General features: G+C 53.8%; 28 protein-coding genes and 1 other annotated feature. Of the genes, 9 read left to right on the forward strand and 19 right to left on the reverse strand.

The annotated features are described in order from the left end of the window. Positions 1 to 33 precede the first annotated feature (33 nt). Positions 34 to 1,020, reverse strand: a complete 987-nt coding sequence (gene btuC, locus KGA69_RS20300) for a vitamin B12 ABC transporter permease BtuC (protein WP_045396058.1) — start codon at positions 1,018 to 1,020, stop codon at positions 34 to 36. A 127-nt stretch (positions 1,021 to 1,147) separates the two neighbouring features. Continuing rightward, complete coding sequence (locus KGA69_RS20305; RefSeq protein WP_045396055.1) at positions 1,148 to 2,581, reverse strand: gluconate:proton symporter; 1,434 nt, start codon at positions 2,579 to 2,581, stop codon at positions 1,148 to 1,150. A 277-nt stretch (positions 2,582 to 2,858) separates the two neighbouring features. On the opposite strand from KGA69_RS20305, the gene KGA69_RS20310 reads away from it, so the two are divergent. The 3 genes from KGA69_RS20310 to KGA69_RS20320 are packed head-to-tail and all read left to right on the forward strand — an operon-like array spanning position 2,859 to position 5,427. Next, positions 2,859 to 3,773: an HTH-type transcriptional regulator AdmX gene (locus KGA69_RS20310; RefSeq protein ID WP_049060848.1), complete on the forward strand. Its 915-nt coding sequence runs from the start codon at positions 2,859 to 2,861 to the stop codon at positions 3,771 to 3,773. Positions 3,774 to 3,823: 50 nt separating this feature from the next. Further along, positions 3,824 to 5,077 carry a D-amino acid dehydrogenase gene (locus tag KGA69_RS20315; RefSeq protein ID WP_047046716.1) on the forward strand — a complete coding sequence of 418 codons (1,254 nt, stop codon included), beginning with the start codon at positions 3,824 to 3,826 and terminating at the stop codon, positions 5,075 to 5,077. Next, positions 5,074 to 5,427, forward strand: a complete 354-nt coding sequence (locus KGA69_RS20320; RefSeq protein ID WP_213292623.1) for a RidA family protein — start codon at positions 5,074 to 5,076, stop codon at positions 5,425 to 5,427. The genes KGA69_RS20315 and KGA69_RS20320 overlap by 4 nt, the downstream gene beginning before the upstream one ends. Positions 5,428 to 5,484: 57 nt before the next feature. Here the strand turns inward: KGA69_RS20320 and ihfA are convergent, their stop codons facing one another. The 9 genes from ihfA to KGA69_RS20365 form a co-directional block, all read right to left on the reverse strand. Further along, positions 5,485 to 5,784, reverse strand: coding sequence for an integration host factor subunit alpha (ihfA, locus tag KGA69_RS20325; protein WP_015367042.1), 300 nt, complete (start codon positions 5,782 to 5,784; stop codon positions 5,485 to 5,487). A gap of 4 nt (positions 5,785 to 5,788) precedes the next feature. Continuing rightward, complete coding sequence (gene pheT / locus KGA69_RS20330; protein ID WP_213292624.1) at positions 5,789 to 8,176, reverse strand: phenylalanine--tRNA ligase subunit beta; 2,388 nt, start codon at positions 8,174 to 8,176, stop codon at positions 5,789 to 5,791. A gap of 15 nt (positions 8,177 to 8,191) precedes the next feature. Next, positions 8,192 to 9,175, reverse strand: a complete 984-nt coding sequence (gene pheS, locus KGA69_RS20335; protein WP_015367044.1) for a phenylalanine--tRNA ligase subunit alpha — start codon at positions 9,173 to 9,175, stop codon at positions 8,192 to 8,194. A 63-nt stretch (positions 9,176 to 9,238) separates the two neighbouring features. Next, positions 9,239 to 9,363 (reverse strand) — a sequence feature (Phe leader region). Continuing rightward, on the reverse strand, positions 9,314 to 9,358 hold the full coding sequence (gene pheM / locus KGA69_RS20340; protein ID WP_001386830.1) for a pheST operon leader peptide PheM: 45 nt from the start codon (positions 9,356 to 9,358) through the stop codon (positions 9,314 to 9,316). Its footprint overlaps the feature before it by 45 nt. A gap of 118 nt (positions 9,364 to 9,481) precedes the next feature. Continuing rightward, a complete protein-coding gene (gene rplT, locus KGA69_RS20345) occupies positions 9,482 to 9,838 on the reverse strand; it encodes a 50S ribosomal protein L20 (RefSeq protein WP_004102963.1) in 357 nt (118 codons plus the stop codon). Positions 9,839 to 9,888: 50 nt separating this feature from the next. Beyond that, on the reverse strand, positions 9,889 to 10,086 hold the full coding sequence (rpmI, locus tag KGA69_RS20350; RefSeq protein WP_001124225.1) for a 50S ribosomal protein L35: 198 nt from the start codon (positions 10,084 to 10,086) through the stop codon (positions 9,889 to 9,891). Positions 10,087 to 10,176: 90 nt separating this feature from the next. Beyond that, on the reverse strand, positions 10,177 to 10,719 hold the full coding sequence (gene infC, locus KGA69_RS20355) for a translation initiation factor IF-3 (RefSeq protein ID WP_004189469.1): 543 nt from the start codon (positions 10,717 to 10,719) through the stop codon (positions 10,177 to 10,179). A 3-nt stretch (positions 10,720 to 10,722) separates the two neighbouring features. Beyond that, a complete protein-coding gene (thrS, locus tag KGA69_RS20360; protein ID WP_045397528.1) occupies positions 10,723 to 12,651 on the reverse strand; it encodes a threonine--tRNA ligase in 1,929 nt (642 codons plus the stop codon). A 431-nt stretch (positions 12,652 to 13,082) separates the two neighbouring features. After that, a complete protein-coding gene (locus KGA69_RS20365; protein ID WP_015705111.1) occupies positions 13,083 to 13,841 on the reverse strand; it encodes a DUF481 domain-containing protein in 759 nt (252 codons plus the stop codon). Between the two features lie 357 nt (positions 13,842 to 14,198). Between KGA69_RS20365 and pfkB the strand changes: the two genes are divergently transcribed. The 3 genes from pfkB to KGA69_RS20380 all read left to right on the forward strand — a co-directional run bounded on the left by pfkB (position 14,199) and on the right by KGA69_RS20380 (position 16,474). After that, on the forward strand, positions 14,199 to 15,131 hold the full coding sequence (gene pfkB / locus KGA69_RS20370; RefSeq protein WP_045397531.1) for a 6-phosphofructokinase II: 933 nt from the start codon (positions 14,199 to 14,201) through the stop codon (positions 15,129 to 15,131). A gap of 86 nt (positions 15,132 to 15,217) precedes the next feature. After that, positions 15,218 to 15,502, forward strand: a complete 285-nt coding sequence (ghoS, locus tag KGA69_RS20375; protein WP_047050213.1) for a type V toxin-antitoxin system endoribonuclease antitoxin GhoS — start codon at positions 15,218 to 15,220, stop codon at positions 15,500 to 15,502. Positions 15,503 to 15,607: 105 nt separating this feature from the next. Beyond that, positions 15,608 to 16,474: a fructosamine kinase family protein gene (locus KGA69_RS20380; RefSeq protein ID WP_047046724.1), complete on the forward strand. Its 867-nt coding sequence runs from the start codon at positions 15,608 to 15,610 to the stop codon at positions 16,472 to 16,474. A gap of 37 nt (positions 16,475 to 16,511) precedes the next feature. Here KGA69_RS20380 and tonB read toward each other — a convergent pair whose 3' ends face one another. Beyond that, entirely contained in the window at positions 16,512 to 17,252 is a 741-nt protein-coding gene (tonB, locus tag KGA69_RS20385; RefSeq protein ID WP_045397540.1) for a TonB system transport protein TonB, read from the reverse strand. A gap of 210 nt (positions 17,253 to 17,462) precedes the next feature. Here tonB and KGA69_RS20390 point away from each other — a divergent pair, with 210 nt between their 5' ends. Further along, positions 17,463 to 17,759, forward strand: coding sequence for a YciI family protein (locus KGA69_RS20390; RefSeq protein WP_015367051.1), 297 nt, complete (start codon positions 17,463 to 17,465; stop codon positions 17,757 to 17,759). Between the two features lie 52 nt (positions 17,760 to 17,811). Here KGA69_RS20390 and KGA69_RS20395 read toward each other — a convergent pair whose 3' ends face one another. Beyond that, the gene (locus tag KGA69_RS20395) at positions 17,812 to 17,985 is read right to left on the reverse strand and encodes a YciY family protein (RefSeq protein WP_086538044.1); all 174 of its coding nucleotides are present in this window, start codon (positions 17,983 to 17,985) and stop codon (positions 17,812 to 17,814) included. Positions 17,986 to 18,129: 144 nt separating this feature from the next. On the opposite strand from KGA69_RS20395, the gene cls reads away from it, so the two are divergent. Both cls and KGA69_RS20405 read left to right on the forward strand, forming a co-directional pair. Continuing rightward, complete coding sequence (cls, locus tag KGA69_RS20400) at positions 18,130 to 19,590, forward strand: cardiolipin synthase (protein ID WP_045397543.1); 1,461 nt, start codon at positions 18,130 to 18,132, stop codon at positions 19,588 to 19,590. Between the two features lie 34 nt (positions 19,591 to 19,624). Then, complete coding sequence (locus KGA69_RS20405) at positions 19,625 to 19,954, forward strand: HI1450 family dsDNA-mimic protein (protein WP_015367064.1); 330 nt, start codon at positions 19,625 to 19,627, stop codon at positions 19,952 to 19,954. Between the two features lie 68 nt (positions 19,955 to 20,022). Here the strand turns inward: KGA69_RS20405 and KGA69_RS20410 are convergent, their stop codons facing one another. The 6 genes from KGA69_RS20410 to oppA all read right to left on the reverse strand — a co-directional run bounded on the left by KGA69_RS20410 (position 20,023) and on the right by oppA (position 26,491). After that, positions 20,023 to 20,889 carry an ion transporter gene (locus KGA69_RS20410; RefSeq protein WP_045368707.1) on the reverse strand — a complete coding sequence of 289 codons (867 nt, stop codon included), beginning with the start codon at positions 20,887 to 20,889 and terminating at the stop codon, positions 20,023 to 20,025. A 16-nt stretch (positions 20,890 to 20,905) separates the two neighbouring features. Further along, positions 20,906 to 21,910: a murein tripeptide/oligopeptide ABC transporter ATP-binding protein OppF gene (oppF, locus tag KGA69_RS20415; protein ID WP_015367066.1), complete on the reverse strand. Its 1,005-nt coding sequence runs from the start codon at positions 21,908 to 21,910 to the stop codon at positions 20,906 to 20,908. Beyond that, positions 21,907 to 22,920 carry an ABC transporter ATP-binding protein gene (locus tag KGA69_RS20420; protein WP_045397545.1) on the reverse strand — a complete coding sequence of 338 codons (1,014 nt, stop codon included), beginning with the start codon at positions 22,918 to 22,920 and terminating at the stop codon, positions 21,907 to 21,909. The genes oppF and KGA69_RS20420 overlap by 4 nt, the downstream gene beginning before the upstream one ends. 11 nt (positions 22,921 to 22,931) lie before the next feature. Further along, positions 22,932 to 23,840: an oligopeptide ABC transporter permease OppC gene (gene oppC, locus KGA69_RS20425; RefSeq protein WP_015367068.1), complete on the reverse strand. Its 909-nt coding sequence runs from the start codon at positions 23,838 to 23,840 to the stop codon at positions 22,932 to 22,934. A 14-nt stretch (positions 23,841 to 23,854) separates the two neighbouring features. Next, positions 23,855 to 24,775: an oligopeptide ABC transporter permease OppB gene (gene oppB / locus KGA69_RS20430; protein ID WP_015367069.1), complete on the reverse strand. Its 921-nt coding sequence runs from the start codon at positions 24,773 to 24,775 to the stop codon at positions 23,855 to 23,857. A gap of 84 nt (positions 24,776 to 24,859) precedes the next feature. Next, positions 24,860 to 26,491: an oligopeptide ABC transporter substrate-binding protein OppA gene (oppA, locus tag KGA69_RS20435; RefSeq protein ID WP_045397547.1), complete on the reverse strand. Its 1,632-nt coding sequence runs from the start codon at positions 26,489 to 26,491 to the stop codon at positions 24,860 to 24,862. Positions 26,492 to 26,689: the final 198 nt, after the last annotated feature.

The following is a 26,689-nucleotide window of genomic DNA, read 5'->3' on the forward strand; positions in this document are numbered from 1 at the left end:
TCCCCCGACGCCGTCCACTATGACGGCGTCTCCCTAGCCCCGTCGCCCCGAACGCAGCAGCAACCAGATGAACACCGGCGCCCCCAGCGTCGCCGTCACCACGCCGATCGGTAATTCCGCCGCCGATAACGCCAGACGGGCGATGATATCGGCGCCGAGCAGCGCGCTGGCGCCAGCTAACAGGCAGGCGGGAAGCAGCACCCGATGATCGCTCAGGCCGCACAGGCGCAAAATATGCGGGATCACCAGACCAATAAAGCCAATCGCCCCCGCCAGCGCCACGCTGACGCCGACCAGCCAGCCGGTGGCCACCACCAGTAGTTTTCGCCATAACCACAGCGGCAGGCCGAGCTGACGCGCCGAGACTTCGCCCAACGCCAGTAAGTTCAGCGGCTGCGACTGCCAGCATACCCACAGCAGCACCGGTATTAGCGCCAGCATCAGCCACAGCTGCTGCCAGTCGACGCCGCCAAACCCCCCCATCATCCAGTACATCAGCTGGCGCAGGTCAAAAGAGGTTGAGAAATAGACCGCCCAGGTCATCAACGCGCTACAAATAATGCCGAGCGCCACGCCCGCCAGCAGCAGACGGCTGGTGGACAGGTGGCGCCGGGCGAAACGGAGCAGAATAAAGGTAATCAGCAGCGCGCCGGCAATGGCGCACAGCCCCAGCGCCCACATGGGTAACACGCCGTGGCCTAACAGCACGGCGGCAATCAGCCCAACGCCCGCACCGTTAGAAACGCCCAGCAGACCCGGCTCCGCCAACGGATTTTCAAACAGCGCCTGCATGATCGCCCCGGAAAGCGCCAGCGCCGCCCCCACTAACAGCACCGCCAGCGTGCGCGGCAGGCGGATTTGCCAGATAAACAGCTCGCCTTTGGCGCTAAACCACTCCTGCGGCGGGATCCACTGGTCACCGGCGCACAGGCTAATAGTCAATGTGACGAGCAGAATCAGCGTTAAGGCGGTTAGCCAACGACGGTTATGGCGCTGTTGAATATCGACGAAGGTCTGCATAAGTCCCGGAGGCAAGTGAGCGAGGTGATTGATTTTACGGTGGCGATGGCGGGGAGAAAAGGAAAAACGCAGAGCAATCTTCACGCAGACGTCAGTGCTCGCCAGGACGCCTGCGTGAAAACGGAAGTTACACCAGTATCTGGAACAGTAGCGCGAAGAGAATGATATTCGCCACCACAATCGCCCAGCCGTTATAGAGCATATATTTCAGATGGGTAGATTGCGCCAGCCCCATCTGACCAAACATATCCGAAGAGGGGAATGGGCCAAACCAGTCGACCTGCGAAGAGGCCAGTAACACCGCGGTAGTCCCCTGCGGCGGCACGCCAGCGGCCATTAGCATCGGGCCGAAAATTTTGTGGGTGAAGGTCATCTGCGCCACCGCCGCCCCCGGTACGTGGCCAATAATATTGAAAGCGAAGATGCAAAAGCACAGCCAGGCAGGCGAAATACCTTCCAGCAGTGGCTGGGTATAGTCGAGCAGCCCCTGATAGGCATGAAGGCCATCCATCAGCTCCAGGATCGGGTTATACAGCCAGTAGAGGATAAACATCCACACCAGACGGCCACAACCGTGGTACAGCGCCTGCAGGATCTGAGTCGGGCGCAGGCCGCCCACCAGCCCGGTAATAAGGGCCACCAGCAGCATCACGATAATCGCAAAGCTGAATCCGGCTTTGATCACCACGCCAATGACCGCCATTACAATAATCGTTGCCGCGAAAGCCAGCGCGCTAAGCTTACGCCGACGCAGCTGCGCGGCGCTCAGTGCTTCTGTTGGCTTCTCCGTGAGATCGACTTCATAGCGCAGTTTACCTTCGGTCATCTTCTGGATCCGCCCCGCCATCACCCAGCCAGCCAATAACGTGACTGCGCTCATCGGCAGGCCAACGTACAGCAGATAATCAGGATAGCTCAATCCGCCGAGGCTCAGGATGGTGACGGTACTGGGCGTAAACGGCCCGGTAAACAACCCTACCGAACCGGCGGTCATCATCAGCGCAGCCACCGTCGGCGGCGTTAAGCGTACCGCAGCCGCCACCGGGATGATCACCGCGACGATAATCGCGTTACCACCGGCCATTGTGCCCAGCGAGCCGCAGATTAAAATCGAAGATACAACGATGCCGAACTTCACCCGCGTCTGGCTGGAAAGGCCGATGCGGTGAACCACAAATTTCACTAACTCAACCGCGGCGCCGGTACGAGTGGCGACTTCACCCACCCCGGCGCCGAGCATAATAATCAGCCCGACGGTGGCAATAAACGAACCGGTGGATTTCGCCAGCATGGTGCCCATTTCCGGCAATCCGGTCGAGGTCATAATCATGGCGATGATAATCGAAGAAATCACCGCCAACACAATATCGACACCGACCAGCGACAGCACCGCTAACGCCACTAATGGCGTAAAGCCCAACAGGCCGAGTTCACTGCTCGGGCGGCCATGGCACCACCACGCGGTTAACACAAAAAGCACCAATAACAGGCCAATAACAACGTTTTTTCTCGTGATATTTCGTCTGGCGAGGGTATTGCCAGCGAGCGTTGAGTCACTCATATAACTCCTTAAAGCCATTAAAACCGACCGTAATTGCAGGTTGGCGTATTCGGGCCTGCTCAGAAAATATCCCCCCTCGTTATCATTATTGGCTTCATGGCCTGAGGGTTTGCAGGGTACAAAGGGAATGGTTCTGAGAACGTAAAAGACCGCCTGAAGACGGTACCAGCAGCGCAATATGTAACCGAAGCGCTGATTGGCGATTAAATTTATGTTAATTTAGTGTTAGTAGAAAATGACTTTTTATCGGCAAGCTATAACCCTGAGTTAACTGTTCATGAAACTGCGCCATCTGGAAATCTTCTACGCCGTGATGACTTGCGGCTCTCTCTCACGCGCGGCGGAATCGCTGAATATCTCCCAGCCGGCCGCCAGTAAAGCGTTAAAAAACGCCGAGCTTAAGCTCGGCTTTAAGCTGTTTCAGCGGGTACGAGGCAAGCTGCTGCCGAGTAGCGAAGCGCTCACACTTTTTGAAAAGGCGCAGAGCATTTATCAGGATCTCGATAACCTGCGCCTGCTGGCCGATAATCTGGCCCGCGACCCGCGCGCCAAGATCGCCTTAGGCTGTTTACCAAGCCTTGGATTAAGCCTGGTGCCGGAGCTGGTGACCGATTTTTATCAGCAAAACAGTAATCTGGTGATGACCTTAACCACCGAGCATACTGAGACGTTGGTCAAGAAATTGGATCTGCGCGAAATAGATTTAGCGCTGACGCTGCAGCCGGTCCAGCAGGGGGAGATCATCACCACCCTGATTGCCGAAGTGCCGCTGGTCTATATCGACCGCGACTACCGACAAGGCGCGGTGGACATCAAGGAGATCGATCAGCAGCGCTGGATCTCGCCGGGGCCGCATTCGCTCTCTGCCGCCATCGCCACTCGCCGTGACTTTTCCACCACCCGGCTTAACGTGCAGACCTATTACATGGCCACCGAGTTCGTGAAGCGCGGCATCGGCTGCAGCATTACCGATATTTTCTCGGCGCGGCATAATCTGTCGCCGGAAATGATTCACCCCATTACGCCGCCGATGAAAATTAACCTTTGCCTGCTGCGTCGCGCCGATGTTTCGCTCAGCCCAATCACGCAGAAATTTGTCGATTTTCTGTGTCGACAGCTGCGTCAACAGCTCAAAGGAATTAACCTGCAGTTATACCCTGACCATAAAAAGTCAATTGCGCCGCAAGGGTAAATGCTTTGACATAACCGCAAGATATTTATCAGCGGTGGATATATCAGGTTATGAAAAAACGCATTGTGATTATCGGCGGCGGCGTGGTGGGACTGGCCACCGCCTGGGTATTAATTAAGAGCGGACACCAGGTTCAACTGCTGGAGCGCAACGCCGAGCCGGGCAGCGCCACCAGCTTTGCCAACGGCGGGCAGCTAAGCTACCGCTACGTCGCGCCGCTTGCCGACCGCGGCGTCCCCCTGCAGGGAATTAAATGGATGGGCAAAGCCGATTCGCCGCTGAATATGCGCCTGCAAATGTCTTTCCAGCAGTGGCGCTGGCTGTTGCAGTTTCTGCGTGCCTGCAATAGCCAAAGCAACAAAATTAACGGCGATCATATTTTGCGCTTATCCCTGCTCAGTCGTCAGGTCATGCAGTCGTGGCTTGATGAAGATAATCTTGCCGATTTTCACTGGCGGCGTAGCGGCAAACTTATTATCCATCGCCGGGAATATGACTTTCATAAAGCAGCGAAAGGAATGAATCCGCAGTACCAGCATGCGCTAAGCGCCGAAGCCTGCCTGCAGCTGGAACCGGCGCTGAAACACATCAGCCATTCGCTACAGGGCGGGATTTATTCACCGGGAGATGAAACGGCAGACTGCCATAAATTCTGTCTCGCCCTGCTCGACAAACTCAATGCCAGTAGCAACTTCAGCCTGCTCACCCACTGCGAGGTGCTCAAGCTCAATAAACGCGACGGGCGCATCAGTTCGCTTGAGACCAGCCGCGGTACGATAACCGGCGATGATTATGTCGTCGCCGCCGGCAACGGTAGCGGCCCGCTGCTGGGTCATCTGGGCGTGCGCGTGCCGCTGTGCGCGCTGAAGGGATACAGCCTGACCCTTCCCTATCCTAAAGAGGCCGGGATCGCGCCGGATATCAGCGTGACCGACTACGGACACAAAATCGTTTACGCCCGCCTGGGAGAACAGTTGCGCATCGCGGCGATGGTGGATATCGGCTACGACGGGGATGAACTACGTGATAGCCGCGTTCAGGCGCTGAAGAAAATCGTCGCTAGCAGCTTTCCCGATCTACAGGGGCTGGATGAGGCCGAAGCCTGGACCGGTATGCGTCCGTCGACGCCCGCGGGCCCACCGATGCTGGGGCGCGCCGGATACCAGAATCTGTGGATGAATCTCGGCCAGGGTAGCCTTGGTTTTACGCTCGCGGCCGGCAGCGCCGTGGTGCTGGGAGCGCTCCTCGACGGCGAAGCGCCGGCAATTTCTTTAGATGGTCTGACATGGAAACAATCCGCATGACAATTATTCGTAATAATCCGCAACCCCGACTTTCCGCCAGCGTCGAATATGGCAATCTGGTGTTCCTCTCCGGCCAAACGCCGAAAAGCAGCACTGATGATATTGCGCTGCAAACCCGCGAAGTACTGGGGAAGATCGACGCCCTGCTGGCCGCGGCCGATAGCGACAAGCAGCACATCCTTTCCGCACAAATCTGGCTTAAAGATATCTCACGCGATTTTGCGGCGTTTAATGAGGTCTGGGTGAAGTGGATGCCGGAAGGCCATAGCCCGGCGCGGGCAGCCGTTCAGGCCGAGATGGCGCGGCCAGATATTCTGGTGGAGATCATGGTCACCGCCGTAAAAGCGTAAGATAAATTAGGTAAGAAAAAAGGCCGCATAGCGGCCTTTTTAATTAGTCAGTCCAGATTATTTCTCTCTGGGTGAAGCGTTTTCGACACGGCTTTTTAACTTCTGTCCGGGTCTGAAGGTCACCACACGCCGGGCTGTAATGGGAATATCTTCCCCCGTTTTCGGGTTACGTCCCGGGCGTTGGTTCTTATCACGCAAATCGAAGTTGCCAAACCCGGAGAGTTTTACCTGTTCTCCGTTTTCCAGAGCACGACGGATCTCTTCGAAAAACAACTCTACCAGTTCTTTGGCATCCCGCTTGCTAAGCCCAAGCTTATCAAACAGATATTCTGACATTTCAGCTTTTGTAAGCGCCATAGGTTCAATCCCTCAATGATGCCTGGAATCGCTCTCTTAATGCCTCTACACATTTGGCAACGGTAGCGGCAATCTCCTCTTCTTCGAGTGTACGGCTGGTATCCTGAAGGATCAGGCTAATCGCAAGGCTCTTAAAGCCTTCCGCCACACCCTTACCACGGTACACGTCAAATAAGTTTACGCCAACTACCTGATTTACGCCAACTTTCTTACATTCGGCCAAAACATCGGCTGCAGGGACGTTTTCCGCGACCAGTACCGCGATATCGCGACGGTTCGCCGGGAAGCGGGAAATTTCGCGCGCCTGAGGCACCACGCGGTCTGCAAGCTTGTTCCACTCGATTTCAAACACCAGAGTGCGGCCGTTGAGATCCAGTTTACGTTCCAGTTCCGGATGAACAACCCCAATGAAACCAATGCGTTCACCTTTCAGATAAATCGCCGCGGATTGTCCCGGATGCAGTGCGGTAGCCGCTTCTGCGCGGAATTCGATATCGGCTAATTTACCGGTCAGGTCAAGAACGGATTCCAGATCGCCTTTCAAATCATAGAAATCGACGGTTTCTTTTGCCAGGTTCCAGTGCTCTTCGTAGCGGTTACCGCTAATCACCCCGGCCAGCATCACATCCTGACGAATGCCCAGCGGCGCCTGCGTATCCGGCACGAAGCGCAGACCGCTCTCAAAGATGCGTACGCGGCTCTGTTGACGGTTCTGGTTGTAGACGACGGTGCCCAACAGTCCGGTCCACAGCGACAGGCGCATCGCCGACATTTCGCTGGAGATCGGGCTTGGCAGAATCAGCGCTTCTTCACCGGCATGGATTAGCTGCTGTACTTTCGGGTCAACAAAGCTGTAGGTAATGACTTCCTGATAACCTTTGTCGTTCAGCAGCGTTTTCACGCGCTTCAGCGACAGGTCCGCTTCACGGTGAGTACCCATGATCAGACCCGCCTGTACCGGCTCGTCAGGAATGTTGTTGTAGCCATAGACGCGGGCCACTTCTTCAACCAGGTCTTCTTCGATCTCCATATCGAAACGCCAGCTTGGCGCAACGGCCTGCCACTCGTCCTGACCAACGGTCACTTCGCAACCCAGGCGCTGCAGAATATCGCTCACCTGCGCGTCATCAATATGATGGCCAATCAGGCGATCCAGCTTGCTGCGGCGCAGAGTGATGGTGGCGCGTTTTGGCAGCGTATCTTCGTTGGTCACATCGATAATCGGACCGGCTTCACCGCCACACAGGTCGATCAGCAGACGGGTTGCACGCTCCAGCGCTTTATACTGCAGGGCCGGATCGACGCCGCGCTCGTAGCGGTGGGATGCATCGGTGTGCAGGCCATGACGGCGCGCGCGGCCGGTGATAGACAGCGGGCTGAAAAACGCGCATTCCAGCAGCACGTTCTGTGTTTCGTCGTTAACGCCGGAATGTTCGCCGCCGAAGATACCGCCCATCGCCAGCGCTTTATTATGGTCAGCAATGACCAGCGTATCGCTGTCGAGCTTAGCTTCAGAGCCGTCCAGCAGCACCAGCGTTTCGCCCTCTTTCGCCATCCGCACCACGATACCGCCGTCAATGCGGTCGCGGTCAAAGGCGTGCATCGGCTGGCCCAGCTCAAGCAGCACGTAGTTGGTCACGTCAACCACCGCATCGATGGAGCGGATACCGCAGCGACGCAGTTTCTCTTTCATCCACAGCGGGGTTGGCGCTTTGACGTTGATGCCTTTCACCACGCGGCCCAGATAGCGCGGGCACGCCTGCGGCGCGTCAACCTGAATCGGCAGCACGTCATCGATGGTGGCGGCAACCGGAGTGATTTCCGGCGCGTTCAGCGGCGCTTTGTTCAGCACAGCGACATCGCGCGCCACGCCGATGATACCCAGGCAGTCGGCGCGGTTTGGCGTAACGCTGATTTCAATGGTGTTATCGTCAAGCTTGAGGTATTCGCGAATATCGGTACCGATCGGCGCATCGGCCGGCAGTTCGATGATACCGCTATGGTCGTCGGAAATACCCAACTCGGAGAAAGAGCACAGCATCCCTTCCGACGGTTCGCCGCGCAGTTTCGCCGCTTTAATTTTAAAATCACCCGGCAGTACGGCGCCAATGGTCGCGACGGCCACCTTCAGCCCCTGGCGGCAGTTCGGCGCGCCGCAGACGATATCGAGCAGACGCTCGCCGCCGACATTAACTTTAGTAACGCGCAGTTTGTCAGCATTCGGATGCTGGCCGCACTCGACCACTTCACCGACGACCACGCCGTTGAAGCTACCGGCCACCGGCTCAACGCCGTCAACTTCCAGGCCCGCCATGGTAATCTGATCGGACAGCGCTTCGCTGTCGATCGCCGGGTTAACCCATTCGCGTAACCACAGTTCACTGAATTTCATTGTTCTGTCCTGCCCTTATTTAAACTGTTTGAGGAAACGCAGATCGTTTTCGAAGAATGCGCGCAAATCGGTCACGCCATAACGCAGCATGGTCAGACGCTCCATGCCCATGCCGAAGGCGAAGCCGGAGTAAACTTCCGGATCGATGCCGACGTTACGCAGAACGTTCGGGTGCACCATGCCGCAGCCCAGTACTTCCAGCCATTTACCGTTTTTACCCATAACGTCAACTTCTGCAGACGGTTCGGTGAACGGGAAGTAGGACGGACGGAATCGTACCTGCAGATCTTCTTCGAAGAAGTTATTCAGGAAATCGTGCAGGGTACCCTTCAGATTGGTGAAGCTGATGTTCTTATCGACAATCAGACCTTCCATCTGATGGAACATCGGGGTGTGGGTCTGATCGTAATCGTTACGATAGACGCGGCCCGGCGCGATAATACGAATTGGCGGCTGCTGGTTTTCCATGGTGCGGATCTGTACGCCAGAAGTCTGAGTACGCAGCAGACGGGTCGCATCGAACCAGAAGGTATCGTGGTCAGCGCGCGCCGGATGGTGACCCGGAATGTTCAGCGCATCGAAGTTATGATAATCATCTTCGATTTCCGGGCCAGTCGCCACGGTGAAGCCGAGTTCGCCGAAGAAGTTTTCGATACGGTCGATAGTGCGGGTAACCGGATGCAAACCACCATTTTCGATGCGCCGACCCGGCAGCGAGACGTCGATGGTCTCTGCGGCCAGACGGGCATTGAGCGCGGCGCCTTCCAGTTCAGCCTTACGCGCGTTCAGCGCCTGCTGCACCTGCTCTTTCGCTTCGTTAATGACCGCACCCGCTGCCGGACGCTCTTCCGGCGGCAACTCACGCAGGGTGGTCATTTGCAGGGTCAGATGCCCTTTTTTACCCAGATATTCAACGCGGACGTTGTCCAGCGCGGCAACATCTGATGCCTCGTTAATGGCTGCCTTGGCACTGGCAACCAGCTCTGCGAGATGTGACATGGTTTTCCTCATTATGTCGGTGCAGACACCGGTTTTAGTGAAATAAATATCCCGAATCTATATACGAAAAAAGCCTCCACAGGGGAGGCTTTCTGGCGCTGTTTTCCGTTTCTTCTTTCACGCGCTAGCCTCCTGAGTTCAGGTGCTAAAGTAAAAAAAGAAGCGGAAAATAGCAGCATTCATGCTTGCATTACCTTGTCTGGTAAGAAATGTCAGACCTGTATTGAAAAGCCTGCACGGATAAAAGTCAATGTATTGATAGTGTTGAAACGAAAAGAGGGAGACAAGCTCCCTCTTTCAACTGGCTTATGCCAGAGCTGCTTTCGCTTTTTCGACCAGAGCGGTGAACGCTAATTTGTCGAATACGGCGATGTCAGCCAGGATCTTACGGTCGATTTCAACAGAGGCTTTTTTCAGGCCGTTGATGAATTTGCTGTAAGAAATACCGTTCTGACGTGCTGCTGCGTTGATACGCGCAATCCACAGTTGGCGGAACTGACGCTTTTTCTGACGACGGTCACGATAAGCGTACTGACCAGCTTTGATAACAGCCTGGAAGGCAACGCGGTATACGCGAGAACGCGCACCGTAGTAACCTTTAGCTTGTTTCAAAATTTTCTTGTGACGTGCACGGGCAACTACACCACGTTTTACGCGAGCCATATGTGCTCTCCTGTATCTATTCTAATTAAAAAGTTAAAAGGGTTAACGACTTATGCGTACGGCAGGCACGCGATTACCAGGCCCAGATCGCCTTTGGAAACCATGGCTTTCGGACGCAGGTGACGTTTACGCTTGGTAGCTTTTTTGGTCAGAATGTGACGCAGGTTAGCGTGCTTGTGCTTAAAACCACCTTTACCGGTTTTTTTGAAGCGCTTTGCAGCACCGCGTACGGTCTTAATTTTTGGCATTTTAATAACTTCCACTTCGCATTGTTAATAAACGAAACAAAGGCGAACAAACCAGTGAGCCGAAGCCCACCGGAATGTTACTTGATGGCCTTACTGTTTCTTCTTCGGAGCGAGCACCATGATCATCTGGCGGCCTTCGATCTTCGTTGGGAAGGATTCGACTACTGCCAGTTCAACCAGATCGTCTTTCACGCGATTAAGCACTTCCATACCGATCTGCTGGTGGGCCATCTCACGACCGCGGAAACGCAGCGTGATCTTGGCCTTATCGCCATCTTCGAGAAAGCGAATCAGGCTGCGGAGTTTTACCTGATAGTCACCTTCATCAGTACCAGGGCGGAATTTAATTTCCTTAACCTGGATAACTTTCTGCTTCTTCTTCTGTTCCTTAGAAGACTTACTCTTTTCATAAAGGAACTTGCCGTAGTCCATGATACGACAAACTGGCGGTTCGGCGTTAGGGCTGATTTCAACTAAATCTACTCCAGCCTCTTCAGCCTTTTCGATAGCTTCTCTCAGACTCACAATACCCAGCTGCTCACCTTCCAGACCAGTTAAGCGAACTTCCTGGGCGCGAATCTCGCCATTAATACGATTCGGACGTGCCGTTTGAACTCGTTTTCCGCCTTTAATACCTTATTCCTCCAGTTGTTGAAGACTGCGGCTGCGAATCTCTTGTTGCAGCTTCTCGATCACTTCATTTACGTCCATGCTGCCGAGGTCTTTACCGCGACGGGTACGCACGGCCACTTTGCCGGCTTCGACTTCTTTGTCGCCACAGACCAACATATACGGGACACGACGTAAAGTGTGCTCGCGGATTTTAAAGCCAATCTTCTCATTTCTCAAGTCCGCTTTTACGCGAATGCCCGCATTTTGTAGTTTACGCGTCAATTCGTTAACGTATTCAGACTGAGAATCAGTAATATTCATGACCACTACCTGCACTGGCGCAAGCCAGGTTGGGAAGAAGCCAGCGAACTCTTCGGTCAGGATGCCGATGAAGCGCTCCAGCGAGCCGAGAATCGCGCGGTGAATCATTACCGGTACCTGACGCTCGTTGTTTTCGCCAACATAAGAGGCGCTTAAACGCTGCGGCAGGGAGAAGTCCAGCTGTACAGTACCGCACTGCCATGCACGATCGAGGCAGTCATACAGGGTAAATTCAATTTTCGGGCCGTAGAACGCCCCTTCGCCCAGTTGATATTCAAATGGGATGTTGTTTTCTTCCAGCGCCACCGCCAGATCCGCTTCCGCGCGATCCCAGGTCTCGTCGCTACCGATACGTTTTTCCGGGCGAGTAGACAGCTTGACGACGATTTTCTCGAAGCCAAAGGTGCTGTACATATCATAAACCATACGAATACAGGCGTTCACTTCATCGCGAACCTGATCTTCAGTACAGAAGATATGCGCATCATCCTGAGTAAAGCCGCGAACGCGCATCAGACCATGCAGCGCGCCCGACGGCTCATTACGGTGGCAGCTACCGAATTCAGCCATACGCAGCGGCAGATCGCGGTAAGATTTCAACCCCTGGTTGAAGATCTGCACGTGACCCGGGCAGTTCATCGGCTTAATGCAGTATTCACGGTTCTCGGAAGAGGTGGTGAACATCGCATCTTTGTAGTTGTCCCAGTGGCCGGTTTTTTCCCACAGCACACGGTCCATCATGAACGGGCCTTTGACTTCCTGATACTGATACTCTTTCAGCTTCGAGCGAACGAAAGTTTCCAGTTCACGGAAGATGGTCCAGCCGTCATTGTGCCAGAACACCATACCCGGTGCTTCTTCCTGCATATGATACAGGTCAAGCTGTTTCCCGATTTTACGGTGGTCACGCTTAGCGGCTTCTTCCAGACGCTGCAGGTAGGCGTTCAGCGCTTTTTTATCTGCCCACGCGGTACCGTAGATACGCTGCAACATTTTATTGTTGCTGTCGCCACGCCAGTACGCGCCAGCGGTTTTCATCAGTTTGAAGTGATGGCAGAAACGCATATTCGGTACGTGCGGGCCGCGGCACATATCGATATATTCTTCGTGATGATACAAGCCAGGCTTGTCATCATGGCCGATGTTTTCGTCAAGAATGGAAACTTTATAGGTTTCGCCGCGCTTCACGAAGGTTTCACGCGCTTCGTGCCAGCTGACTTTCTTCTTGATGACATCGTAGTTTTTCTCGGCGAGCTCGTGCATACGTTTTTCGAGCGCGTCGATGTCTTCCTGAGTCAGGGTGTGGTCCAGATCGACATCATAGTAAAAACCGTTGTCGACAACCGGGCCAATGGCCATTTTAGTGTTCGGCCACAGCTGCTTGATCGCATGACCTAACAGGTGCGCGCAGGAGTGACGAATGATCTCCAGACCGTCTTCATCTTTTGCGGTGATAATAGAAAGCGTGGAATCATTTTCGATCGGGTCGCAGGCATCAACCAGCTCACCGTTAACACGTCCGGCGATGGTGGCTTTTGCCAGGCCTGGACCGATATCCAGAGCAACATCCATCGGGCTAACTGCGTGGTCGAAATGGCGTTGGCTGCCATCAGGAAGCGTAATTACAGGCATTTTATGTCCTTATTTGCAGTGGTGCCCCACACGAAAGAGCACATACAAAACAATATAATCATAATTATCAACGAGTTGTGGCTCAGCTCCCGCTTCACTCTGCGAAAATATGAGAACGCCCGTCTATCTATTGAACCGCCCTCACCTGCAGCCGCTCGTTGATAACACCGGGTGTTAGTGTACACATCATTAGTGCGCGATTAAAGACGCAATAACTAAATGGTTATTCTTCTTTTAAATAGCAAGGGGCGCTGACAATTAATCGTGGCAATTCCCGCTCATACCACGCGGTTAATTAATCGATAAATTATCTGCATACATAAATAAATCCCCCCACCGCTAAAAAACGAATGAAAAAATCATCCGTTATAGTGAGTATTCATACCCGGCAGGAAACAACAGGAATCAGGCCGGCTGCCCGGCCTGAAAAATTACATTTTATAACCGAGCGACAAGGTGGTGCGGCGGTCGGTATGCTCCGGCGCCGAGGCCGGCGGCTGCGAGTTCCACGTCAGGTTATAGGCGACGCGTAGCGCAAAGTGGGCGTTGATGGCCACGTTTAATGCACTTTCCGAATTCAGCGTCGTGTCTTCAGCCCCGAATACCGAAACACCTTGCGTAAATTTAGCGTTGTCGGTCATCTGCCACGCCCAGGTTCCGGACGCGTAACCCAGCGGCTGAGTTTCGTTATCGCCATCGGTATATTCGTCATAACGCACGCCCGGACCAAATTCAAAACGCAGGCTGTGAACCGGGCCGTTGAGGATCTGGCGACCATAACCGGCGGTCAGGACGTCGCGCTGTTGATAACCGTTGTAGCGGTCGGTCAGCCAGCTGGCCTGACCAAATACGTAGTTCATATCGGTCAGGTTATAACGACTACGACCGCCAACGGCATATTTTTCCGAAGAGCGTTGATCGTTAGAGGACGTGTTGCTCGCGTTGCCCCACAGTGACCAGGCCGTGGTATCGCCGTACCAGGTCAGCGTTGAGTCAGCGGTCATTGAGGAGCTTTTCGTGTTGCCGGACTGAGCGAGATAACCCGCATTCACAGCACCTTCGAAAGGTTTCTTAGCAGTGGAAGGGTCATCCATGACGGTAAAAACGGAATCATCGGCCAGTGCGTTTACAGACGCAAAAAGCCCCCCCGCCAGCAATGCCGCTGCGGGTACTGTCTTCAAAAGCTTCATTATAACTCTCTAAAATACATATCTTCAGGACAGTACAAATGATGAATGGACCAGAGATCCCTTCATTGAATTTAGAGTCCGTACAACATTTAAGGAGACCCGACAGGTCCCGGAAACTTTCGCGAGGCGCGCTGAATGCGAGTCTTAAGAAAGGCGCTTGATTATAAAAAAGCACGAATAACTTAGCAATCAGTTGCTATTTCGTTTTTTGAATAAGACGGTTCCCAAAACAATCTTTATTTCATAAAGATAAAAACACAGACATCTTTGTAAATCCGCCGCCCGCCCCGCTTCCCCTCACTCCATTTCGGTGCCATGCTTAAAAAAGCAGCTTTATTCGTATTAAGGAGGAACAGGATGACCAAAATTTATACGCTCACGCTAGCCCCATCACTCGACAGCGCAACGCTGACGCCGCAAATTTACCCCGAAGGCAAATTACGCTGTAGCGCTCCGGTTTTCGAACCCGGCGGCGGCGGCATCAACGTCGCCCGGGCGATTACTTTTCTGGGCGGTAAAGCGACGGCGATTTTTCCGGTTGGGGGCGCCACCGGCGAGCATCTTTCAGCCCTGATGGCTGATGAGCAGGTCCCGGTCGAAACAGTAGAAACCCGCGACTGGACGCGGCAAAACTTACATGTGCATGTCGATGCCAGCGGCGAACAATATCGCTTTGTCATGCCCGGCGCGGCGCTAACCGAAGATGAATTCCGCCGCCTGGAAGAGAAAGTGCTGGCGATTGAGCCCGGTTCTCTGCTGGTTATCAGCGGCAGTCTGCCGCCCGGTATCAGCGTCGGGCATCTGACTCAACTGGTAAAAAATGCCCAGCAACACGGGCTGCGTTGCATCATCGACAGCTCTGGCGATGCGCTGGCCGCCGCGCTGGACGTTGGCAATATCGAACTGGTCAAACCTAACCAGAAAGAACTCAGCGCGCTGGTACAGCGCGACCTCAGCCAGCCGGACGATGTGCGCAATGCCGCGCTGGAGCTCATCCGCTCCGGAAAAGTACGCCGGGTAGTGGTTTCGCTGGGCCCGCAGGGGGCGCTGGGGGTTGATTCCAACGGTAGCGTACAGGTGGTGCCGCCGCCGATGAAAAGCCAAAGCACCGTCGGCGCCGGCGACAGTATGGTCGGCGCGATGACTTTGCGTCTCGCCGAGCACGCCTCGCTGGAAGATATGGTCCGCTTTGGCGTCGCCGCCGGCAGCGCCGCCACGATTAACCACGGCACCCGTCTCTGTTCCTTAGCCAATACGCAGAAAATCTACGATTACCTGTGCGGCCGCTAGCCTCGCCCCCCTTCGCTCCGGTGAAGGGGGTCAATTCGCCATCATGGTCTATGCTAGAAATTCCATGCATAACAACAGAGTGAAAAATGAGCAACGATATTACCGCGCACGTGATCACCGTTAAATTTCAGGAACAGGCGCTGACCGAGATAAATGAGCTCAGCAATCATTTCATCCGCGCAGGTTTTGTCCTGACGCTCAACGATGATGATGGCAAAACTCATGAATTAGGCACCAACACATTTGGCCTGCTGAGCGCGCAGAGCGCCGACGACGTCCGGGCTTTAAGCGCAGGTCTTGCGGAAACTGCCTTAGGCAGACCGGCAGATATCGCCATCACCACATTTAGCGAATGGTTAAAAGCTCAATAAGTGCGATTACCATCGCGGAAGGCGCCAGTTGTGCGTTAGCTCGAACTTTACGGCCAGTTTATACGCTAACCTTATGATATGGTGGAAAACATGGGGAGAGACAGCATGTGGCAAGCTATTAGCAATTTGTTAAGCGAGCAGCACACTGACGGCGCTGAAATCGAACTGCGCAACGAGCTACCCGGCGGAGAAATCCATGCCGCCTGGCATTTACGTTTTGGCGGGAAAGATTATTTCGTCAAATGCGATGAACGCGAGCTGCTCCCCATTTTTACCGCGGAGGCCGATCAGCTGGAGCTGCTCTCGCGCTGTAAAACCGTTAGCGTTCCGCAGGTCTTCGCCGTCGGCAGCGATCGGGATTACAGCTTTCTGGTGATGGAATATTTACCGCCGCGCCCGCTGGATGCACATAACGCGTTTCTTCTCGGTCAGCAAATAGCCCATTTACATCAGTGGAGCGATCAGCCGCAGTTTGGCCTTGATTTTGACAACGATCTGTCGACGACCCCGCAGCCGAATGCCTGGCAGCGCCGCTGGTCAACGTTTTTCGCTGAACAACGCATTGGCTGGCAGCTGGAGCTAGCGGCGGAAAAAGGGCTGCACTTCGGCGATATCGACAGCATTGTCGACACCGTACAGCGGCGGCTCAGCAACCATCAGCCGCAGCCTTCTTTATTACATGGCGACTTGTGGTCAGGGAACTGCGCGCTGGGGCCCAATGGCCCGTATATTTTCGATCCGGCGTGTTATTGGGGCGATCGCGAATGCGATTTGGCTATGCTGCCACTTCATCCGGAACAGCCGCCGCAGATTTATGACGGTTACCAGTCGGTCTCGCCGCTGCCTGCTGGCTTCCTTGAACGACAACCGATTTACCAGCTATATACCTTACTTAATCGGGCGATTCTGTTCGGCGGCCAACACCTGGTTACCGCGCAAAAAGCGCTCGATGAAGCCCTGCAAGAAGCGTAAAAAAAGGCCCTCAAAGGGGCCTTTTTCATCAGCAGGATTAATCCATTTTCACGCCATTTAAGCGGAATTGGATGTTCATCGTCAGGCCAGTACCCGGTCTGCCAGGCTCGTAGCGCCATTTACGCATCGCTGTTTTGACATCACGCTCAAACATATTGGCCGGCTTGGCGGAGACTATCTGGATGTTCTCCACGCGACCATCGGCAGTAACATCAAATTTCACGCTCACGTCACCTTCAATACGTAGCGCCTGCGCACGTTGCGGGTAAGAAGGGTCGCCGCGTTTCAACGCTTTAGGACCGCTCGGCGCGGTGGTCATCGGTTTTGCCGTTGCCGCCGTCGTACTCGGGGCGGTACGCGCAGGCGCCGTATTGTTATTCTCAAACGGCGAGACCGGACGCGGCTCAGCGGGTTTCACCTCACGTTTCGGCTCGACCTTTTTCTCTGGCTTAGGCTTTGGTTTCGGCTTAGGTTTGGGCTTCGGCTCCGGTTTGTGGATTACCACTGGCGCCTCTTTTGGCGGCTCAGGCACCACTTCAGGTTCCGGCTCCGGCTCCGGTTCAACAACGGGTTCAACGACCGGCTGCGCCGCCTGTGGAGGCTCTAAATCCGCCGGCGCCACCATCGTTATTTCGATTGGCTGTGAAGGCGAAGGCTTTTCAATAACCTGATGTACCGAGGTATAAAGCAACCCCGCCACAACGGCACCGTGGATAGCCACGGACAGCAGCGTTGGCCACGGAAAGCGGCGAGGTAAATCAAGGGTCATTGCGCTCATAGTCGTTTCTGTTGAAAAATGATGCCCTGATTTTAAATGCAAATAGCAATCATATTCAATAAGACGTGTTATCTTGCATCAAATTTTGCCTCGTTTTGTGGAAAAAAACCGGCGTGCCGTGGCATGCTAAAGGCGTGCGCATCTTACATTGCTGCTCATAACGCTTTCACGTCACGTGATTTGCCTATTTTTTGATTAAGGAGCCTTGCCGTGCTTTACGTCATCTACGCAGAAGATATCGCCGATTCTCTGGAAAAACGCCAGGCGGTGCGCCCTGCCCATCTGGCGCGCCTACAACTATTACATGATGAAGGCCGTTTACTGACCGCAGGCCCAATGCCCGCGGTAGATAGCAATGAACCTGGCGCGGCAGGATTTAGCGGCTCAACGGTTATCGCAGAATTTGAATCGCTGGAAGCGGCGCAGTCCTGGGCCAACGATGACCCCTATATCGCCGCAGGCGTCTATCAGCACGTCTCGGTGAAACCTTACAAAAAAGTATTTTAATCAACCACTTAAAACACATAGGCACCGCAAGCGGTGCCTTTCGTTTTAACTCTCAGAATTCAGAGAAGGTGAACAGCAAAGCATGACGCTGCCGTTTGACCAGGCACTTCCTGATTGAAAGAATCCGCATGTTGCGGCGAGATTGGGCTTCCAGCCAGCGCGATTTACGGCGACTTACTTGTCTAAGCATGCGCCAGCGCCCTACTTCCGTTCTACTACGCTTCATTGCTACTACTCTACGAGTGAAAAACAGCCCTCATTATAAACCGATGAATCTGTCTGACCATCGCTTTCGCTGCGTTTTTATTTGCCAGATGGATGATGATGCGTAAACTCATGGCATCGGGCTATTCAAAAGGATTTTTCATCTATGACAACCTTTTACACGGTCGTAAACTGGCTAGTCATTCTTGGTTACTGGCTACTGATTGCCGGCGTTACATTACGCATTTTAATGAAACGTCGCGCAGTGCCTTCCGCCATGGCATGGTTACTGATCATTTACATCCTGCCGCTGGTGGGAATTATCGCTTACCTCTCTTTCGGCGAACTGCATCTTGGTAAGCGTCGAGCCGAGCGCGCTCGCGCCATGTGGCCCTCCACCGCCAAATGGCTAACGGACCTGAAAAGCTGCAAACATATTTTTGCTGAAGAAAATAGCCCGGTTGCCGAATCACTGTTCAAACTGTGCGAACGTCGCCAGGGGATCGCTGGCGTAAAAGGTAACCAGCTACAGCTGCTGACCGAATCTGATGATGTCATGCAGGCGCTGATTCGAGACATCCAGCTGGCGCGGCATAACATCGAAATGGTGTTCTACATCTGGCAGCCCGGCGGGATGGCCGACCAGGTGGCGGAATCGCTGATGGCAGCCGCACGACGCGGCGTGCATTGCCGGCTGATGCTCGATTCGGCCGGTAGCGTCGCCTTTTTCCGCAGCCCGTGGGCGGCAATGATGCGTAACGCCGGTATCGAGGTGGTCGAAGCGCTGAAAGTGAATCTGATGCGTGTATTTTTACGCCGTATGGATCTGCGTCAGCACCGTAAAATGGTGATGATTGACAACTATATTGCCTACACCGGTAGCATGAATATGGTTGACCCGCGCTACTTCAAACAGGATTCCGGCGTCGGCCAATGGGTCGATCTGATGGCGCGAATGGAAGGTCCGGTGGCGACGGCGATGGGTATCGTCTACTCCTGCGACTGGGAAATTGAGACCGGCAAGCGAATTTTGCCGCCGCCGCCGGACGTCAACATCATGCCGTTTGAGGAAGCCAATGGACATACCATCCATACCATTGCTTCTGGTCCCGGCTTCCCGGAAGATTTGATTCATCAGGCGTTGTTAACCGCAGCCTATGCGGCGAAAGAACATCTGATCATGACCACCCCCTACTTCGTCCCCAGCGATGACCTGCTGCACGCCATCTGTACCGCCGCCCAACGCGGTGTCGAGGTGAGTATTATCATGCCGCGTAAAAACGACTCCTTGCTGGTAGGCTGGGCCAGTCGCGCCTTCTTCACTGAACTGCTTGCCGCTGGCGTGAAAATTTACCAATTCGAAGGCGGTCTGCTACATACCAAAAGCGTGCTGGTGGATGGCGAATTGAGCCTGGTCGGTACCGTTAATCTCGATATGCGCAGCCTGTGGCTTAATTTCGAGATCACGCTGGCGATAGACGACGTGGGCTTCGGCGGAGACCTGGCGGCGGTACAGGACGATTACATCTCCCGATCGCGCCTGCTGGATGCAAAACTGTGGGCCAAACGTCCGCTATGGCAGCGGATCGCAGAGCGACTGTTTTACTTCTTCAGCCCGTTGCTGTAAAACGTGCCCATCAGATGCTTAACGGGTAGCAATCATGGATATGGATTTAAACAATCGCCTGACCGAAGACGAAACGCTCGAACAGGCCTACGATATCTTTCTTGAGCTGGCGGCAGATAACCTAGACCCAGCGGATATCATTCTTTTCAATCTGCAGTTTGAAGAGCGCGGCGGCGCCGAGCTGTTTGACCCGGCGGAAGACTGGCAGGAGCATGTCGATTACGACCTCAATCCAGATTTCTTCGCCGAAGTTGTCATTGGCCTGGCCGATACCGATGGCGGTGAGATCAACGATATCTTCGCTCGCGTTCTGCTGTGCCGCGAAAAAGATCACAAGCTGTGCCACATTCTGTGGCGTGAATAAGCATTAAGCTAATGCGCCTGTAAAAAAGCCTGCCGACGGTAACATCGGCAGGCTTTTTGTTTTATACGTTATTGCGGTAATTCTGTTCCGCAGGCGTGGCAGAAACGGGCGTTTTTATCATGCTCGGCGTTATTGCAGTTTGGGCAAACGCGGCGGGCGCGTCGGTTTTGCAGCGCCGTAGTCATATGTGTCGTTATCAGCCCGGTTGGAATGGCGATGATAGAATAACCGATGAGAATTAACACCGAGGCGAGTATCCGCCCTAGCGGCGTATGCGGCGTAATGTCGCCATACCCCACGGTAGTAATGGTGACGATTGCCCAATAGACCGAAGCATTTAAGGTGGTAAACCCGTATTGCGGCCCTTCAATTAAATACATCAGCGAGCCGAAAATCACCATCACAATAGCAATAAACGAGTAGAACAGAATGAGCTGATGGCGGGCGCTGACGATAGCCCGCCAAAAAATATTCAGCGACGGCATAAAACGCAGCAGTTTAAGAATACGCAGCGCGCGGATAACCCGCATGGCCCGCCAGGCAAAAACATACTCGAGGCTCATTTCCGGCCATAGCCACATCACATACAGCGGCAAAACGGTCGCCAGATCGATAAATCCCCAGAAGCTGAAGATATAGCGCAGCGGATTCGGCCAGCTGATAACACGTAAAATATATTCCGCGGTGAAGACCGCGGTGACCCCCAACTCCAGCCAGACAAAAATATGCCATTCATCTAGCGACAGGTGATACTGCGAACCGAGTCCGGACTCAACAAAAATAATGACCACGCTCAACAGGGCGAATAAACCGCAAAGCCCTTCAAAACGGCGGCCGGAGCGACGAGTTTGATCGAAAAGTAAATGGTAAAGCCGCAAACGGGCGGCGGAAAGCGAAACTGCCACGTTAACCTCACAATAAAAAAGGGCTGACATCAGTCAGCCCAAGTGATTATAACGGGTCTACCTTCAGGCAGGAAACCGCATGGCGGAAACTGCCTTCCAGCACCGGACGCGTTTTGGCGCATTCGGGCCCGGCCAATGGACATCGGGTGCGGAACACGCAACCCGAAGGCGGATTAATCGGCGAAGGCAACTCCCCTTCCAGCAGTTGGATGGTTTTATTCTTCTCAAGATCAGGATCCGGCACCGGTACGGCCGACATCAGCGCTTTGGTATAAGGATGCAGCGGATTATGGTACACCTCATCATAGGTACCTAACTCCACCGCATGACCCAAATACATGACCAGCACGCGGTCGGAAATATGTTTTACTACCGCCAGGTCATGGGCAATAAAAATCAACGACAGCCCCATCTCCCGCTGCAGTTGTTGTAGTAAGTTCACCACCTGCGCCTGGATGGAAACATCCAGCGCCGATACCGGCTCATCGCAAATAATCAACTTAGGCTCAAGGATCAGCGCGCGAGCGATACCAATGCGCTGACACTGGCCGCCGGAGAATTCGTGCGGATAGCGGTTAATCAGGTTCGGCAGCAGTCCGACCTTCATCATCATCGCCTTCACGCGATCGCGCACTTCCTGACGTGGCATCTTCGGGTGATAGGTCCGCAGCGGTTCAGCGATGATTTCGCCAATGGTCATACGCGGATTCAGCGATGCTAAAGGATCCTGGAAGATCATCTGGATATCGCTGCGCACGTCGCGCCACTCTTCCGGCTTCATGCCTAACAGATCTTTTCCAAGCCAGGCCACTTTACCGTCGGTAGCTTTCACCAGGCCGATGATGGCGCGGGCGAAGGTCGATTTACCGCAGCCGGATTCACCAACCACCCCGAGCGTTTCGCCTTCATACAGGCGCAGAGTAACGCCATCCACCGCTTTGAGCGTTTTTGACGGCTGCCAGAACCATTGCTTACCATCTTTAATATCAAAATGTACTTTCAGGTCAGCAATTTCGAGCAACACTTTTCTTTGTTCGATCACGGCGTTCATAGCAGATCCCCTACCGGTTTAAAGCAGGCGCGCAGGCGACCTGGCGCAAACGACTCCAGAGGCGGAGCGCTATTACAGATTTCCATAGCATGCGGACAGCGCGGCTGGAACGGACATCCTTTCGGCAGACGCAGCAGGTTCGGCGGGTTGCCTGGAATCGTCAGCAAGGAATCGCCTTCGCCATCGAGACGCGGTACCGCATTGAGTAAACCGATCGAGTACGGGTGCGACGGTCGGTAGAACACATCGCGCGCCTGACCGTATTCCATGGTACGCCCGGCATACATCACCAGTACCTTATCGCAGATCCCCGCCACCACGCCGAGGTCGTGGGTAATCATAATAATCGCGGTGTTAAACTCGCGCTTCAGCTCGTTAAGCAGGGTCATGATCTGCGCCTGCACGGTGACGTCCAACGCGGTGGTCGGTTCATCGGCAATCAGCAGTTTTGGCCGACATAACAGCGCCATGGCGATCATCACGCGCTGGCGCATTCCGCCGGAGAACTCGTGCGGGAACATCTTCATGCGCTTACGCGCTTCCGGCATCTTCACCGCATCGAGCATCCGTACCGACTCTTCAAAAGCCGCGGCTTTGCTCAGCCCTTTATGCAGCATCAGCACTTCCATCAGCTGCTCGCCGACCCGCATATAAGGGTTCAACGACGTCATCGGATCCTGGAAAATCATCGAAATCTGTTCGGCACGCAGCTTATTCAGATCGCGCTCCGGCAAATTGAGGATTTCACGACCGTTAAAAGTGGCGGAACCACCGATATGGCCATTCGCCGCCAGCAGCCCCATTAAAGCGAATGCCGTTTGCGATTTACCGGAACCTGACTCACCGACGATACCTAAGGTTTCACCAGCCCGCAGGTTAAAATTCAGATCGTTAACCGCGGTGACATCGCCATCCGGCGTTTTAAACGTCACCCGAAGATCCTTCACATCTAGCAGCAGACCGCTTTGCTGCGCGGCCTGCGGCGCTTTAGTCATTTCAATTGTGCTCATGACGGCGCTCCTTAGCGGTCTTTCGGGTCGAGGGCATCACGCAGGCCATCGCCGATAAAGTTGAAACAGAACAGCGTTACCACCAGGAACCCGGCAGGGAACAATAACAGCCACGGCGAGACTTCCATTGAGTTGGCGCCATCACTGAGTAACGCGCCCCAACTGCTCAGCGGCTCCTGGGTACCAAGGCCGAGGAAGCTCAGGAAGGATTCGAACAGAATCATGCTGGGTACCAGCAGTGAAGCGTAAACCACCACCACGCCCAGGACGTTCGGCACGATATGACGAATAACGATATTCGCGGTGGAGACCCCTCCGACCTGCGCGGCTTCGATGAACTCTTTACGTTTCAGACTCAGGGTCTGACCGCGTACGATACGCGCCATATCCAGCCAAGATACCATCCCGATCGCCACAAAGATCAGCAGGATGTTCTGACCAAAGAAGGTAACCAGCAGGATCACGAAGAACATGAACGGGAAGGAGTTGAGGATTTCCAGCAAACGCATCATCACCGAGTCCACTTTGCCGCCGAGATAACCGGAAAGTGAACCATAGAGGGTGCCGAGGATCACCGCCACCAGCGCTGCGGCCACGCCAACCATCAGCGAAATACGTCCGCCAATCGCTACGCGCACCAGCAGGTCGCGACCGGATGAATCGGTACCAAAATAGTGACCAGACTCCATATCCGGAGCGTTGGACATCATCCCCCAGTCGGTATCGAAATAGGAGAACTGCGACAACATTGGAGCGATAGTCACAAACAGCGCAATAATCACCAGCACAATCAGGCTGGCTACCGCCGCGCGGTTATGCATAAAGCGGCGACGCGCATCCTGCCACAGGCTACGGCCCTCAACCTCCAGCTTCTCACTGAAGTGCTCCAGCGCCTCGCTGTTTTTCTTACTTAACATCATGGCGAACTCCGGCTTCAGTAGCGAATTTTCGGATCGATAACGGCGTACAGCACGTCGACGATCGCGTTAAACAGAATGGTCAGTGCGCCGACCAGAATCGTCAGACTGAGCACCAGCGAGTAATCGCGGTTAAGCGCGCCGTTGACGAATAACTGGCCAATACCCGGCAGGCCGTAAATCGTTTCGATAACCATTGAACCGGTGATAATGCCGACGAACGCCGGCCCCATATAGGAAAGCACCGGCAGCAGCGCAGGCTTTAGCGCGTGGCGGAAGATAATTCTGCGCATCGGCAGACCTTTCGCCCTTGCGGTGCGAATGAAGTTAGAGTGCAAAACTTCAATCATCGAACCGCGGGTGATACGGGCGATACTGGCAATATAGGCCAGCGATAACGCCACCATCGGCAGGATCATAAATTTCAGCGCCCCGCCGTTCCAGCCGCCGCCAGGCAACCAGTGCAGCGTGATGGCGAAAATCATCACCAGCAGCGGCGCCACCACGAAACTCGGTATGACGACGCCGGTCATTGCCACCCCCATCACCGCGTAGTCCCATTTGGTATTCTGTTTTAACGCGGCAATAACCCCGGCGCTGACGCCAAGAATCACGGCTAACAAGAAGGCAGCAAGGCCCAGTTTGGCGGAAACCGGGAAGCTTGATGCGACCAGATCGTTGACCGAATAATCTTTATATTTGAAGGAAGGACCGAAATCACCGTGCGCCAGTTGCTTCAGATAATTGAAGTACTGGGTCATGATGGGGTCGTTTAAATGATATTTCGCTTCAATATTCGCCATGACTTCCGGCGGCAGCGTGCGTTCACCGGTAAAAGGACTGCCCGGCGCGAGGCGCATCATGAAGAAAGAGATAGTAATAAGAATGAATAGCGTCGGAATCGCTTCCAGACAGCGACGTAATATGAATTTTAACATTGCCCGTACCTTCTGGCCTGTGCCTATCGAGTGCGATGAATTCAGACACGGTGGGGCAAGCTCAGCCTGCCCCACGTCTTGCCATTAATGTTTGATAATATAAAGGTTCTTCACGTAAATATTATCCAACGGGTCTTTACCGGTATAACCGCCAACCCACGGTTTAACCAGGCGCGCGTTCACATAGTAGTAAACAGGCACAATCGCGGAATCTTTATCCAGCTGTTGTTCCGACTGCGCGTACAGCTCGGCGCGTTTCGCTTCATCGGTGACCTGCAGGGTATCGCCGATGATCTTATCGAATGCCGGGCTCTTATAATGCGCCGTGTTGTTAGAGCTGTCGCTGAGCATGGTGTTCAGGAACGATGTCGGCTCGTTGTAATCAGCGCACCAGCCGGCGCGAGCGACATCGAAGGTGCCCTGATGACGGCTATCGAGGAAGGTTTTCCACTCCTGATTTTCCAGCTTAACGTTAGCGCCAAGGTTTTTCTTCCAGATGGACGCCACGGCGATAGCCAGTTTTTTATGTAAATCGGAAGTGTTGTAGAGCAGATTAAAGGTCAGCGGCTTATCAGCGGTATAACCGGCTTCCGCCAGTAATTTTTTCGCTTCTTCATTACGCTTGTCCTGAGACCATTTGAACCACTCCGGTTCAACGAGTTTCATGCCGTCGGTGTATGGCGGGGTATAACTGTAAGCCGGCAGATCGCCCTGGTTTTTCACTTTATTGACGATAATATCGCGATCCAGCGCCAGCTTGAGCGCGGTACGGACGCGTACGTCGGTAAATGGCGCTTTCTGGTTATTGATTTCGTAATAATAAGTACACAGATAAGGATCGACGTGAACTTCTTTCGGGATCTCTTTTTTCAGCTTCTGGAACAGTTCAATCGGCATGTTGTTATAGGTCATGTCGATCTCGCCGCTGCGATAGCGGTTCACATCGGTAACTTCAGAAGAAATTGGCAGGTAAGTTACCTGGTTAATAACGGTTTTGGCGTTGTCCCAGTAATTCGTATTACGCTCGAGCACAATACGCTCGTTGACCACCCAGTCTTTTAATTTATAAGCGCCGTTGGTGACAATATTCGCCGGCTGAGTCCATTTCTCACCATATTTTTCAATGGCAGCTTTTGGTACTGGAGAAACGGATGGATGGACGAGGAGTTTATAGAAATAAGGAACCGGTTCGCTCAGCGTGACTTCAAACGTTTTGTCGTCAATCGCTTTGACGCCAAGGTCTGTTGCAGGTTTTTTGCCAGCGATAATCTCATCGACGTTGGCGACATGGCCGTACTGGAGATAGCTGGCGTAAGGAGATGCCGTTTTCGGATCGGCCAGACGCTGCCAGCTATAAACGAAATCTTGCGCGGTAACCGGTGAACCGTCGGACCATTTGGCATCCTTGCGGATATGGAAGGTCCAGACTTTAAAATCCTTGTTATCCCACGATTCGGCAACGCCCGGCACAGGATGGCCGTTAAGATCGCCAATCACTAACCCTTCAAACAGATCGCGGTTAACGTTGGACTCCGGGACACCTTCAATTTTATGCGGATCCAGAGATTGCACCTCTGCCCCGTTATTACGCACCAGCGTTTGTTTATCCGCCAGTTGCACCCCGGCAGGAACATCTGCTGCCATAGCAACATTTGCGGTGATTAGCGCAGATAAAATTCCCGCCGCTACCAGACTTTTTTTAGTGATGATGGTCATGTGTTGTTACTCCACTCATTATAATTACTGGTTATTTAACCAGCCTGTTATTTTTCCCTTAAAGGGATTCTGTACAGTGCAGGAGTCTTTGCCGCTGTCAGATTCTACTGCTTGCTATCACCGACTTATTTATTACGACCGCTCAAACGGCAGCCTTGACGTCGATTCTTTATCCCCCTGTCCAGAGGGGAATTCCGG

The organism is Klebsiella sp. A52 (assembly GCF_018388785.1).
GTDB lineage: Bacteria > Pseudomonadota > Gammaproteobacteria > Enterobacterales > Enterobacteriaceae > Klebsiella > Klebsiella aerogenes.

What these genes read in the sequence shown, in the direction of transcription:
- KGA69_RS20320 (WP_213292623.1), top strand. Translation starts at nt 5,074, where the DNA reads ATGACAATTATTCGTAATAATCCGCAACCCCGACTTTCCGCCAGCGTC.
- oppF (WP_015367066.1), bottom strand. Translation starts at nt 21,910, where the DNA reads ATGAACGCCGTGATCGAACAAAGAAAAGTGTTGCTCGAAATTGCTGAC.
- KGA69_RS20365 (WP_015705111.1), bottom strand. Translation starts at nt 13,841, where the DNA reads ATGAAGCTTTTGAAGACAGTACCCGCAGCGGCATTGCTGGCGGGGGGG.
- ghoS (WP_047050213.1), top strand. Translation starts at nt 15,218, where the DNA reads ATGAGCAACGATATTACCGCGCACGTGATCACCGTTAAATTTCAGGAA.
- KGA69_RS20310 (WP_049060848.1), top strand. Translation starts at nt 2,859, where the DNA reads ATGAAACTGCGCCATCTGGAAATCTTCTACGCCGTGATGACTTGCGGC.
- KGA69_RS20410 (WP_045368707.1), bottom strand. Translation starts at nt 20,889, where the DNA reads ATGTCAGCCCTTTTTTATTGTGAGGTTAACGTGGCAGTTTCGCTTTCC.
- tonB (WP_045397540.1), bottom strand. Translation starts at nt 17,252, where the DNA reads ATGAGCGCAATGACCCTTGATTTACCTCGCCGCTTTCCGTGGCCAACG.
- pheT (WP_213292624.1), bottom strand. Translation starts at nt 8,176, where the DNA reads ATGAAATTCAGTGAACTGTGGTTACGCGAATGGGTTAACCCGGCGATC.
- ihfA (WP_015367042.1), bottom strand. Translation starts at nt 5,784, where the DNA reads ATGGCGCTTACAAAAGCTGAAATGTCAGAATATCTGTTTGATAAGCTT.
- KGA69_RS20315 (WP_047046716.1), top strand. Translation starts at nt 3,824, where the DNA reads ATGAAAAAACGCATTGTGATTATCGGCGGCGGCGTGGTGGGACTGGCC.
- oppC (WP_015367068.1), bottom strand. Translation starts at nt 23,840, where the DNA reads ATGATGTTAAGTAAGAAAAACAGCGAGGCGCTGGAGCACTTCAGTGAG.
- cls (WP_045397543.1), top strand. Translation starts at nt 18,130, where the DNA reads ATGACAACCTTTTACACGGTCGTAAACTGGCTAGTCATTCTTGGTTAC.
- pfkB (WP_045397531.1), top strand. Translation starts at nt 14,199, where the DNA reads ATGACCAAAATTTATACGCTCACGCTAGCCCCATCACTCGACAGCGCA.
- KGA69_RS20380 (WP_047046724.1), top strand. Translation starts at nt 15,608, where the DNA reads ATGTGGCAAGCTATTAGCAATTTGTTAAGCGAGCAGCACACTGACGGC.
- oppB (WP_015367069.1), bottom strand. Translation starts at nt 24,775, where the DNA reads ATGTTAAAATTCATATTACGTCGCTGTCTGGAAGCGATTCCGACGCTA.
- pheS (WP_015367044.1), bottom strand. Translation starts at nt 9,175, where the DNA reads ATGTCACATCTCGCAGAGCTGGTTGCCAGTGCCAAGGCAGCCATTAAC.
- rpmI (WP_001124225.1), bottom strand. Translation starts at nt 10,086, where the DNA reads ATGCCAAAAATTAAGACCGTACGCGGTGCTGCAAAGCGCTTCAAAAAA.
- oppA (WP_045397547.1), bottom strand. Translation starts at nt 26,491, where the DNA reads ATGACCATCATCACTAAAAAAAGTCTGGTAGCGGCGGGAATTTTATCT.
- KGA69_RS20305 (WP_045396055.1), bottom strand. Translation starts at nt 2,581, where the DNA reads ATGAGTGACTCAACGCTCGCTGGCAATACCCTCGCCAGACGAAATATC.
- KGA69_RS20405 (WP_015367064.1), top strand. Translation starts at nt 19,625, where the DNA reads ATGGATATGGATTTAAACAATCGCCTGACCGAAGACGAAACGCTCGAA.
- KGA69_RS20395 (WP_086538044.1), bottom strand. Translation starts at nt 17,985, where the DNA reads ATGAAGCGTAGTAGAACGGAAGTAGGGCGCTGGCGCATGCTTAGACAA.
- KGA69_RS20420 (WP_045397545.1), bottom strand. Translation starts at nt 22,920, where the DNA reads ATGAGCACAATTGAAATGACTAAAGCGCCGCAGGCCGCGCAGCAAAGC.
- thrS (WP_045397528.1), bottom strand. Translation starts at nt 12,651, where the DNA reads ATGCCTGTAATTACGCTTCCTGATGGCAGCCAACGCCATTTCGACCAC.
- btuC (WP_045396058.1), bottom strand. Translation starts at nt 1,020, where the DNA reads ATGCAGACCTTCGTCGATATTCAACAGCGCCATAACCGTCGTTGGCTA.
- rplT (WP_004102963.1), bottom strand. Translation starts at nt 9,838, where the DNA reads ATGGCTCGCGTAAAACGTGGTGTAGTTGCCCGTGCACGTCACAAGAAA.